At 71.1% G+C, this 377-nt stretch carries 1 protein-coding gene; it reads right to left on the bottom strand.

What is annotated here, in order from left to right; genetic code table 11:
- Window positions 1–205: SDR family NAD(P)-dependent oxidoreductase (locus KVT44_RS55685; RefSeq protein ID WP_217576888.1), on the bottom strand; the 205-nt coding region annotated here is incomplete at its 3' end.
- Between the last annotated feature and the right edge of the window lie 172 nt (window positions 206–377).

Raw genomic sequence — 377 nt, 5'->3', positions numbered from 1 at the left:
CTACTACGCGGGCACCCGCGTCGGTGTCCCGTACGGCCAGGGCGACGTCGGCGCCCGCCGCGGCGAGCGCCCGGGCCGTCTCCACCCCGATTCCGGAACTGGCCCCGGTCACCACGGCCCGACGGCCGTGCAGGTCGACACCGTCAATGACCTCGGCAGCGGTGGTGCTCGCCCCGAACATGCGGGGCGTCTGAGGCACGGACATGAGATAGGTCTCCTGACTTGGGAAAGCCGATCCTTCAGCGCGTGCGGCGCACGCGCTGGTTGTGTTTGTCACCCCGAACTGTGGGGGTTTTGCGGGGCGGGTGCGGTCGGGCCGCACCCAGCCCATGCATCAGGTCACCGGGCGTCCGACGAGTCGCCAAGAGGCGCCCAGG

Source organism: Streptomyces sp. GbtcB7, from assembly GCF_019091445.1.
Lineage (GTDB): Bacteria > Actinomycetota > Actinomycetes > Streptomycetales > Streptomycetaceae > Streptomyces > Streptomyces mirabilis.
The sequence above is the reverse complement of the archived record's forward strand: the minus strand, read 5'-3'. Positions and strand labels throughout refer to the sequence as shown.